The organism is Streptomyces sp. SudanB5_2050, assembly GCF_964272335.1.
Classification (GTDB): Bacteria; Actinomycetota; Actinomycetes; order Streptomycetales; family Streptomycetaceae; genus Streptomyces; species Streptomyces rochei.
Map to the genome: position 1 here is coordinate 1449911 of NZ_OZ186760.1, position 10090 is coordinate 1460000.

Sequence of the window (10090 nt, forward strand, 5' to 3'; positions counted from 1 at the left end):
GACAACGCCCCGTCCGCGCGCGGCGTCGTTCAGACCGCCCGGTTGCGCCGCCGCGCCAGCTCGTCGGCGGGATTGTGCCCGACCAGGGTCTCGCCCGTGTCGATCCGCTCACCGTGCAGCTGGGACAGCGCGCTCTCCACGTCCCGCCACACCACTCCGACGGCGATGCCGAAGATGCCCTGGCCGCCCTGGAGCAGGGCGTGCACCTCGTCGGGAGAGGTGCACTCGTAGACCGTGGCGCCGTCGCTCATCAGCGTCATCCGCTCCAGGTCGCGGAAACCGCGCTCCCTGAGGTGCTGGACGGCCGTGCGAATGTTCTGCAGGGAGACACCGGTGTCGAGGAAGCGCTTGACGATCTTCAGCACCACCACGTCGCGGAAGCTGTACAGACGCTGGGTGCCGGAACCGTGCGCGGGTCGCACACTGGGCTCGACGAGGCCGGTGCGGGCCCAGTAGTCGAGCTGCCGATAGGTGATGCCGGCGGCCGCGCAGGCCGTCGGTCCCCGGTAACCGATCTGGTCGGACGCCATGGACGTCGCTCCTCCGCCACTCGGCACCGCCGCCGGGCGCTGCGGAACCGGGTCGGCCGCGCCGTGCTGCGGATAGCCCCCGCCCGCACGCAACCGGGTGCCGGGGGGAGGGTACGGACCACCCGCCCCGAGGCTGTGCCCGGGGCCACCCCCAGCCGTACCGTCGCCGCTGATCCTCACGCCGACCTCCGTCCTTGACCTGCCTCCTCGACGGTAGGCAGTCACCAAGGGTGCGTCAACGATCGCCACACTCGGCACGCCGAGTGATAATCACCCTACGAGTGGTTTCCCGTGCCCATCGCGGGGAAAGGCTAGCCGAATGTGCTCGGAGAGGGCCGTGCGCCGCCTCCGGCGTCCCGGCCCACGCGGCTCACTGGTTGCTGGTCCCGAAGTCCTCCGGCGAGATCTGGTCGAGGAACTCGCGGAACTTCTCCACCTCGTCCTCCTGCTCGTCCGGGATGGCGATCCCCGCGTCGTCGAGCACCGTGTCGCTGCCGTAGATCGGCGTTCCGGTGCGCAGCGCCAGCGCTATCGCGTCCGAGGGCCTCGCGCTCACCTCGACGCCGCTGGCGAAGACCAGCTCGGCGTAGAAGACGGAGTCCCGCAGGTCCGTGATGCGCACTTCCGTGAGCTCCTGGCCCACGGCTTCCAGCACGTCCTTGAACAGGTCGTGAGTCAGCGGGCGCGCGGGAGCCATGCCCTGCTGTGCGAAGGCGATCGCCGTCGCCTCCCCCGGGCCGATCCAGATGGGCAGGTAGCGTTCGCCCCCCACCTCGCGCAGCAGCACGATCGGCTGGTTGGAGGGCATCTCGACCCGGACACCTACGACATCGAGCTCGTTCACACAGCAACCCTAGGCCGTACCCGGGACATTTGGGTAGTCGGGCCGGGCCCGGGTGGGCGATCCGGCCGCGGACCGGAGCCCGTGCGCCACGGCGGTCAGGACGTGTCCGGGGCCCGTCGAGGCGCGTCGGGACGGGACGAGGGTGTGATCAGGGCAGCCGCACGCCCAGGGCCGTCTGCACCAGCGCCGCGTGCAGCTTCACCGCCAACCCCGCCAGTTCCTTGGTGCGGGCCTCGGCGTGGGCCCGGGTCTGCGGGTTGCGGTGACGCTTCAGCGGCGCCACCACCTGGTCCACCAGACCGGCCTCCCGGTCGGCGGCGGCCTTCATCACCCGCAGGTGCCGCGGCTCGATGCCGAACGCGCCCAGCTGGACCACCAGCGAGGCCACGGTCACCGCCTCGGCGTCGTAGCTCCCGTCGGGCAGCGGGGCCAGGAGCCCGTAGGACTCCCATTCCTCCAGTTCCCGCTCGCCGATATCGGCGGCGGCGAGCAGTTCCTCGCGGCCGATCCGGGCCACGGTGGGCCCCTCGGCCGGCTCCTGCGCCGGCTCTCCGTCCCGCTGCCTGCCCAGCGCGGGCAAGGGGACGGCCTCACCGCGCTCCATGGCGTCCAGGTGTTCCCGGATCACCTTCAGCGGCAGGTAGTGGTCGCGCTGCATGCGCAGCACCCGGGCGAGACGCTCGACGTCGTGGGCGCTGAACTTCCGGTACCCGGCCGGCGTCCGCCGCGGCTCGACGAGCCCCTCCGACTCCAGGAAACGGATCTTGGAGATGGTGATGTCGGGAAACTCGTCACGCAGCGCGTTCAGCACCGCGCCGATGCTCATCAGCCCACTGTCCGGGGCGACGGTGCCGTTCCCGGCACCGCCGCTCGGTGTTTGAAGCATGGACCTTCCCTGGGGGTTCCCCGGGCGATGGCCCGGGGGCGGTCAGTAGCCCCGCTGGCTCGCGTAGAAGACCAGCCGGTACTTGCCGATCTGCACCTCGTCACCGTTCGACAGGGCGACCTGGTCGATGCGCTCGCGGTTGACGTACGTGCCGTTCAGGCTGCCGACGTCGGCGACCGTGAACGAGCCGTCGTGGCTGCGGCGGAACTCCACGTGCCGGCGCGAGACCGTCACGTCGTCCAGGAAGATGTCGCTCTGCGGGTGACGCCCGGCGGTGGTCAGCTCGCCGTCCAGCAGGAAGCGGCTGCCCGAGTTCGGGCCGCGGCGCACGACCAGGAGCGCGGAGCCCAGCGGCAGCGCGTCGACGGCGGCCTGCGCCTCGGGGGACAGCGACGGCATCGCGGTCTGGCCGGTGGCCTCGGCGTCGTACGCCTCCAGGCCCGAGATGGAGATCGTGGAGGTCGTCTCGGAGGCACGCTCCGGAACGGCTCCGGGGCGCAGCGGCGCGCCGCAGTTGGAGCAGAAGCGGCTGTTCTCCGCGTTGCGGTTACCGCACCTCGTACAGACCAGGGCCGACATGGACGGATCCTCCTGCCGCGGCTGCCCCGCCGGGGCATTCGACGCGTACGGGCCGGGAGCGAACCCTCCACCCGCACCTGAGGCTGACGGTTGGCCGAAACCTATGCCGCCGGACTGCGCAGGGTCAACAGACGCCGCGCCCTGACCACCGGAAATGTCACCGCCCGGACCAGCGACCTGGTCCCGGAACATCGGGCGCCCGCCCTCCGCGTCGGGCTGTGCCCGATGGCGAGCGGTCGCGTTCTCGCGGCCCTCTCGCGCGCTCTTGCCGAACAACTTCGCAAACAACTTCACGGGCGATTCCCCTTGACCGAAACAGACCCGCCCGTGGGGCAGGACGAACCCTGACTGAACGTACTGGCCGACCCGGACACCTTCACAACGTCCGTCTCCACCAGACAGTTTCCACCACGCACCACCCAATCGGTGCGCCGACCCCCCGCAACCTCATGCCCTCGCCGGATGCCCCCCATGCACCGCCGGTTCACTGGGAGGACGACCGAGCGTAGTCAGGCCGCTTCGCCGCTCGCAAGGCGTCCACGACGATCTTGCTCGACCTCTCAACAGTAACGGTGGCCTGTTCCTTCTCCAGAGTCTGCACCACACCTCCAGGAATGTTGAGAGCCGGTTCGAGGTCCTGCGGCTTGCCGATGACCTGGAAACGATAGGGCGCGTTGATCTTGTTCCCGTCCACGCTCACGGACTCGTCGGAGTCCGCCAGGTACGTGCCGGCGACGACCCGGACACCGTTCACCTGGATCGCCTCCGCCCCCGCCGCGCGCAGCTCCTGGATGGCGTCGAGCAGCATGTTCGCCTCGACCGTCCCCTTCGTGTCCTCGATGGTCACCGTGATGCCGGGCCCCTGCGCGGCCACGGTGCCCGCGAGGATGCCCAGTTGCCGCTCCTTCTCGAGCGTCTGCCTGCGGGCCTCCTCCGCCTGGTCGGAGCTGTTCTCCAGCTCGTCGCGCTGCTTCTCGAGACCCTGCTTCTCGTCTTCTAGACGCTGACTTCGGTCGTCCAGTTCATCGAGGATGCGGACCAGATCCTCCTGCCGCGCGCCGCGCAGCGCGCCGTCGCCCTCGCTGTTGGAGGCGACCTGGACCGCGAGGCCGAATCCGAGGCCGAACAGGAGGAGGGCCACGATGAGTTGCGCCCGGGTCAGCCGCGGCGGCCACAGCCCCTTCACGAGGCGCTGCCTGCCGGTCAGTCCGGCCCGCTCCCCCTGCGTGCGTTCCGTGCCCGGGGCGTCGGCGGGCCCGGCCGCGCCCGCCGGGGACTTCGAGGGCGGTACCTCGTCGGGCAGTTCCCTGCGCAGGCCGCTCGCCGCCCGCTGCTCGTCCTGTTCGCTCATCGGCCTCACGCCCGGAAGACGTGGCGGCGGATCGCCGCGGCGTTGGAGAAGATGCGGATGCCGAGGACGACCACGACACCGGTGGACAGCTGTGCCCCGACACCGAGCTTGTCACCCAGGAACACGATCAGGGCGGCCACGACCACGTTCGACAGGAAGGACACCACGAAGACCTTGTCGTCGAAGATCCCGTCGAGCATGGCCCGCAGACCACCGAAGACGGCGTCGAGCGCCGCGACGACGGCGATCGGCAGATAAGGCTCGACGGCGGCCGGCACCTCCGGCCGGACCAGCAGGCCGGCCACGACTCCCACGACGAGGCCCAGTACGGCGATCACGATGTGCCCTTCTCGGTTATCGGCTGTGCTGTACGTACGATCACGCTCGGTGCGGCCGGCAGTTCGAGGTCGTCCGCGACGGAGATGGCGGTGCGGATGCCGTAGTTCTCCTGGAGTGCGTGCAGGTAGAACCCGTCCACGCTGTCCTGGAACCGGCTGCTGAGCCGTTCGCCGTCCCCCACCGCGAGCACCGTGTACGGCGGTACCAGCGGCCGGTTGTCGACCAGGATCGCGTCACCCGCGGCCCGGATCGCCGACAGCGCCGTCAGGCGCTGCCCGTTGATGGAGATCGCCTCGGCCCCCGATTCCCACAGACCGTTGACCACACGCTGCATGTCCCGGTCGCGCACCCGGCCCGTGTCGGAGAATCCGGAGGTGCCGCGCGGCTGCCCGTCGCCGCCGGTGCCGGCGTCCTTGGCGTCGTCCACGACGAGCTTCACTCCGGGCCCGTGCACCTCGATGGCGCCGGACAGGATGCCGACCAGGTCGGACCGGTCGCTGTCACCGTTCTTCTCGAGGGCCTCGCGCTGCCGCGCGCTCACGTCGCCGCGCAGCTCCTCGATGCTCTCCTGGAGCTTGTCGGCCGCGGAGGTCTCCTCCTCGATGCGGTCGACCAGTTCCTCGCGCTCCTTGGCGACGGCGGGCGCCGCGACCCTCGCCTGTGCGGCGCCGACCGTCACGACCAGGGCCGCCAGCACGAGACCGGCGGCCAGGCCGAGCTTGGCACGAAGGGTCCTGGGCAGCCCGCCGCCGTCCTGGGCCTTCTTCCGCGCGGCGGCCTCGGCGTATCCGTCGTCGAGGCTGTGGTCCATGACGTTGGTCAGCAAGGACATGGACGCGTCCGGGCGCGCGGGCCGCGTGGATGTGCTCCGAACGGGGGGTTGCTGCGGCATGCCGCACATCGTCGCACGCCCCGGCCACTACCTCCGAACGGCCCCACCGGCGTGCCGGACAGGCCCCCTTGGGGACACTTGTCCGGCACGCACGCGTGCGGGGTGTTTCTAGCGGCCCGCGCTGTCCACCACGGCGGACCACTCGTCGAGCAGCGCCTGCGCGGAGGCGTCGTCCGGGCCCTCGGCCCACAGGTGGGTGACGGCCTCGGCCGGGTCGGGCAGCACCATCACCCAGCGGCCGTCGGCCTCCACCACACGCACGCCGTCGGTGGTGTCCACGAAGCGGTCTCCGGCCGCCTCCACGACCCGCCGCATCACGAGGCCCTTGACGGCCCACGGGGTCGCCAGGTCGCGCTTGAGGACGTGCGCACGGGGGATCCGCGCGTCGATCTGGCTCAGCGTGAGCTGCGTGCGCGCCACCAGCCCGATCAGCCGTACGAAGGCGGCCGTGCCGTCGTAGACGCTGCTGAACTCCGGGACGATGAAGCCGCCCTTGCCGTCACCGCCGAAGATCGCCCCTTCCTCGCCTCCGACCCGGGTGAGGTCGTCGGGCGAGGTGGTCGTCCACTCGACCTGGGTGCCGTGGTACGCGGCCACCTGCTCGGCGATCCTGGTGGTCGTCACCGGCAGCGCGACCCGTCCGCTGCGCCGCTCGGCCGCGATCAGGTCGAGCATCACCAGCAGCGCCCGGTCGTCCTCGATGATGCGGCCCTTCTCGTCGACGAGCGAGAGCCGCTCACCGACCGGGTCGAACCGCACGCCGAAGGCCGCCCGCGAGGACGCCACGATCTCACCGAGCCGCACCAGCCCGGAGCGCCGCATGTCGGCCGACTCGGTGGGCCTGGACTCGTCGAGTCCGGGGTTGATCGTCAGCGAGTCCACGCCCAGCTTGCCGAGCAGGCTGGGCAGCACCAGGCCGGCGCTGCCGTTGGAGGCGTCGACGACCACCTTGAGCCCGGAGTCCGCGATCCCGGTGATGTCGACGTCCCGCAGCAGCGACCCGGTGTACGAGTCGAAGACGCTGGACGGGAAGTGCAGGTCACCGATCTCGCCGGGGAAGGCCCGCCGGTACTCCTGTCGCGCGAACACCCGGTCCAGCTTGCGCTGGCTGCCCTGGGAGAGGTCGGCGCCCTGTCCGTCGAAGAACATGATGTCCACGGAGTCCGGCACCCCGGGCGTGGTCCGGATCATGATGCCGCCGGCACTGCCGCGCGCCGTCTGCTGCCGCGCCACGGGCAGCGGAACGTTCTCCAGGTCCCGTACGTCGATGGCGCTGGCCTGCAGGGCGGAGATCACCGCTCGCTTCAGTGCGCGGGCGCCGCGGGAGTGGTCGCGGGCCGTGGTGACGGTGGAGCCCTTCTTCAGGGTCGTCGCGTAGGCGCCGGCCAGGCGTACCGCGAGTTCCGGGGTGATCTCCACGTTCAGGATTCCGGAGACCCCGCGCGCCCCGAAGAGGTGGGCCTGTCCCCTCGATTCCCAGATCACCGAGGTGTTGACGAAGGCACCGGCCTCGATGGTCTTGAACGGGTAGACCCGCACATTGCCCTGGATGATCGATTCTTCACCGACCAGGCACTCGTCCCCGATGACGGCGCCGTCCTCGATCCGCGCGGCGCGCATGATGTCGGTGTTCTTGCCGACGACACAGCCGCGCAGATTGCTGTGCGGTCCGACGTAGACGTTGTCGGCCACGACCGCCTTGTGCAGGAAGGCACCGCTCTTGACGACGACGTTGGAGCCGACGATGGTGTGTTCCCGGATTTCGGCGCCGGCCTCGACCTTGGCGTAGTCGCCGATGTACAGGGGCCCGCGCAGTACGGCGTCGGGGTGCACCTCGGCGCCCTCGGCGACCCAGACGCCGGGGGAGATCTCGAAGCCGTCGATGTCGACGTCGACCTTGCGTTCCAGAACGTCGGCCTGGGCCTTCACATAGCTCTCGTGCGTGCCGACGTCCTCCCAGTAGCCCTCGGCGACGTAGCCGTAGACGGGCTTGCCCTCCTTCATCAGCTGCGGGAAGACGTCACCGGACCAGTCCACGGGCACATCGGGGTCGACGTAGTCGAAGACCTCGGGCTCCATGACGTAGATGCCGGTGTTCACGGTGTCGGAGAAGACCTGACCCCAGGTCGGCTTCTCCAGGAACCGCTCGACCTTGCCCTCTTCGTCGACGATGGTGATGCCGAATTCGAGCGGGTTGGGCACGCGTGTCAGACAGACGGTGACGAGCGCGCCCTTTTCCTTGTGGAAATTGATGAGGTCGGTGAGATCGAAGTCGGTCAGGGCGTCACCGGAAATGACGAGGAAGGCATCGTCCTTCAACGCCTCCTCGGCGTTCTTGACGCTTCCGGCGGTACCGAGTGGCTTCTCCTCGTTGGCATAGGTGAGCTCCATTCCGAGCTCCTCGCCGTCACCGAAGTAGTTCTTGACCAGCGAGGCCAGGAACTGCACGGTGACCACGGTCTCGTTGAGCCCATGCCTTTTGAGCAGCCGCAGAACGTGCTCCATGATCGGCCGGTTGGCCACCGGCAGGAGCGGCTTGGGCATGCTCGAGGTCATTGGGCGAAGGCGCGTGCCTTCGCCTCCGGCCATCACGACGGCCTTCATGTCGGAAGCGTCCTCCTCTAAGAGACGGATTGACCGACTTCCCCCGTCCAGGGTCCCGCACTTTTGCAGTGCGGGCCATCCGGCCGCCGGGGCCGCTCAACAGGCGGACGAGTTCAATCGGTCGTGGTGTCCGCTCGGACCAAACGGCGGACCTGTACCACGTAGAGAACACCTGCCCACCAGTACAGGGTTGTACCCCATCCGGCGAACGCCCATCCGAAAATGGCAGCGAGTGACGCGATCCACCCGCTTCCGTCACTGAGCAGCAGCAAGGGGAAGGCGTACATCAGGTTGAAGGTGGCTGCCTTCCCCAGGAAGTTCACCTGCGGCGGCGGATAGCCGTGCCGTCGCAGGATGCCGACCATGACGAGCAGGACCGCCTCGCGGGCCAGCAGTACGACGGTCAGCCAGAGCGGAAGGATCTCCCTCCAGGTGAGGCCCACCAGGGTCGACAGGATGTACAGCCGGTCGGCCGCGGGGTCCAGGAGCCGGCCGAGGCTGCTGATCTGGTTCCAGCGCCGGGCGAGCTTTCCGTCCAGGTAGTCGCTGACACCGCTCAGGGCCAGCACCAACAGCGCCCAGCCGTCGCTCTGCGGGCCCCCGAACTCCGGGCGAAGGATCAGCCACAGGAACAGCGGCACGCCGACGAGACGCGCCATGCTGAGGATGTTCGGGATGGTGAGGACCCGGTCGGTCTGCACGCGGGTCTCCTGGACCTCCACGCGGGGGCCTCCTGGGGTGAAACGAGCCAATGATGCTCCCTGACCTTACCTCAACGCAAAAAAGCTCTGGCTCTCGGGCTGTGTGCCCAAGAGCCAGAGCTCTAAGAGGAGTTCGGCGGCGTCCTACTCTCCCACAGGGTCCCCCCTGCAGTACCATCGGCGCTGTAAGGCTTAGCTTCCGGGTTCGGAATGTAACCGGGCGTTTCCCCTACGCTATGACCACCGAAACACTATGAAACTGACAACCGCACCGTCCGTGACCATGGACGGGGTTGTTCGTGGTTTCAGAACCAACACAGTGGACGCGAGCAACTGAGGACAAGCCCTCGGCCTATTAGTACCAGTCAACTCCACCGGTTACCCGGCTTCCATATCTGGCCTATCAACCCAGTCGTCTACTGGGAGCCTTACCCTCTCTAGGAGGTGGGAGTCCTCATCTCGAAGCAGGCTTCCCGCTTAGATGCTTTCAGCGGTTATCCCTCCCGAACGTAGCCAACCAGCCATGCCCTTGGCAGAACAACTGGCACACCAGAGGTTCGTCCGTCCCGGTCCTCTCGTACTAGGGACAGCCCTTCTCAAGACTCCTACGCGCACAGCGGATAGGGACCGAACTGTCTCACGACGTTCTAAACCCAGCTCGCGTACCGCTTTAATGGGCGAACAGCCCAACCCTTGGGACCGACTCCAGCCCCAGGATGCGACGAGCCGACATCGAGGTGCCAAACCATCCCGTCGATATGGACTCTTGGGGAAGATCAGCCTGTTATCCCCGGGGTACCTTTTATCCGTTGAGCGACGGCGCTTCCACAAGCCACCGCCGGATCACTAGTCCCGACTTTCGTCCCTGCTCGACCCGTCGGTCTCACAGTCAAGCTCCCTTGTGCACTTACACTCAACACCTGATTGCCAACCAGGCTGAGGGAACCTTTGGGCGCCTCCGTTACCCTTTAGGAGGCAACCGCCCCAGTTAAACTACCCATCAGACACTGTCCCTGATCCGGATCACGGACCCAGGTTAGACATCCAGCACGACCAGACTGGTATTTCAACGACGACTCCACCCACACTGGCGTGCGAGCTTCAAAGTCTCCCAGCTATCCTACACAAGCCGAACCGAACACCAATATCAAACTGTAGTAAAGGTCCCGGGGTCTTTCCGTCCTGCTGCGCGAAACGAGCATCTTTACTCGTAGTGCAATTTCACCGGGCCTATGGTTGAGACAGTCGAGAAGTCGTTACGCCATTCGTGCAGGTCGGAACTTACCCGACAAGGAATTTCGCTACCTTAGGATGGTTATAGTTACCACCGCCGTTTACTGGCGCTTAAGTTCTCAGCTTCGCCT

The 10090-nt window shown here is 67.9% G+C and carries 9 protein-coding genes and 2 rRNA genes (1 of these 11 only partly in view); all 11 read right to left on the minus strand.

From position 1 onward, the window contains the following. Positions 1–29: 29 nt before the first annotated feature. A complete protein-coding gene (locus tag ACFZP7_RS06390; protein WP_185912756.1) occupies positions 30–710 on the minus strand; it encodes a MerR family transcriptional regulator in 681 nt (226 codons plus the stop codon). 190 nt (positions 711–900) lie between these two features. Beyond that, on the minus strand, positions 901–1374 hold the full coding sequence (locus ACFZP7_RS06395) for a bifunctional nuclease family protein (protein WP_019327631.1): 474 nt from the start codon (positions 1372–1374) through the stop codon (positions 901–903). A 148-nt stretch (positions 1375–1522) separates the two neighbouring features. Next, entirely contained in the window at positions 1523–2260 is a 738-nt protein-coding gene (locus ACFZP7_RS06400; protein ID WP_385627867.1) for a MerR family transcriptional regulator, read from the minus strand. Positions 2261–2302: 42 nt separating this feature from the next. Beyond that, positions 2303–3262 (minus strand): FHA domain-containing protein, encoded by a 960-nt coding sequence (locus ACFZP7_RS06405; protein ID WP_162602072.1) that lies wholly within the window; start codon positions 3260–3262, stop codon positions 2303–2305. 61 nt (positions 3263–3323) lie between these two features. Then, the gene (locus ACFZP7_RS06410) at positions 3324–4190 is read right to left on the minus strand and encodes a DUF881 domain-containing protein (RefSeq protein ID WP_127445328.1); all 867 of its coding nucleotides are present in this window, start codon (positions 4188–4190) and stop codon (positions 3324–3326) included. A 5-nt stretch (positions 4191–4195) separates the two neighbouring features. Beyond that, on the minus strand, positions 4196–4528 hold the full coding sequence (locus ACFZP7_RS06415) for a small basic family protein (protein WP_003977440.1): 333 nt from the start codon (positions 4526–4528) through the stop codon (positions 4196–4198). Next, complete coding sequence (locus ACFZP7_RS06420; RefSeq protein ID WP_019327636.1) at positions 4525–5361, minus strand: DUF881 domain-containing protein; 837 nt, start codon at positions 5359–5361, stop codon at positions 4525–4527. Before ACFZP7_RS06420 ends, ACFZP7_RS06415 begins: the two co-directional genes overlap by 4 nt. Positions 5362–5529: 168 nt before the next feature. Beyond that, positions 5530–8025: a mannose-1-phosphate guanyltransferase gene (locus ACFZP7_RS06425; RefSeq protein ID WP_029393809.1), complete on the minus strand. Its 2496-nt coding sequence runs from the start codon at positions 8023–8025 to the stop codon at positions 5530–5532. 113 nt (positions 8026–8138) lie between these two features. Beyond that, complete coding sequence (locus ACFZP7_RS06430) at positions 8139–8747, minus strand: CDP-alcohol phosphatidyltransferase family protein (RefSeq protein WP_355517924.1); 609 nt, start codon at positions 8745–8747, stop codon at positions 8139–8141. A 110-nt stretch (positions 8748–8857) separates the two neighbouring features. Further along, a 5S ribosomal RNA gene (gene rrf, locus ACFZP7_RS06435) occupies positions 8858–8974 on the minus strand. An 87-nt stretch (positions 8975–9061) separates the two neighbouring features. Then, positions 9062–10090, minus strand: a 23S ribosomal RNA gene (locus ACFZP7_RS06440) (it continues 2094 nt past the right edge of the window).

Bases quoted from the DNA above. Each gene is read 5' to 3' on its own strand.
- ACFZP7_RS06400 (WP_385627867.1), bottom strand. From the start codon at position 2,260: ATGCTTCAAACACCGAGCGGCGGTGCCGGGAACGGCACCGTCGCCCCG.
- ACFZP7_RS06410 (WP_127445328.1), bottom strand. From the start codon at position 4,190: ATGAGCGAACAGGACGAGCAGCGGGCGGCGAGCGGCCTGCGCAGGGAA.
- ACFZP7_RS06420 (WP_019327636.1), bottom strand. From the start codon at position 5,361: ATGTCCTTGCTGACCAACGTCATGGACCACAGCCTCGACGACGGATAC.
- ACFZP7_RS06425 (WP_029393809.1), bottom strand. From the start codon at position 8,025: ATGAAGGCCGTCGTGATGGCCGGAGGCGAAGGCACGCGCCTTCGCCCA.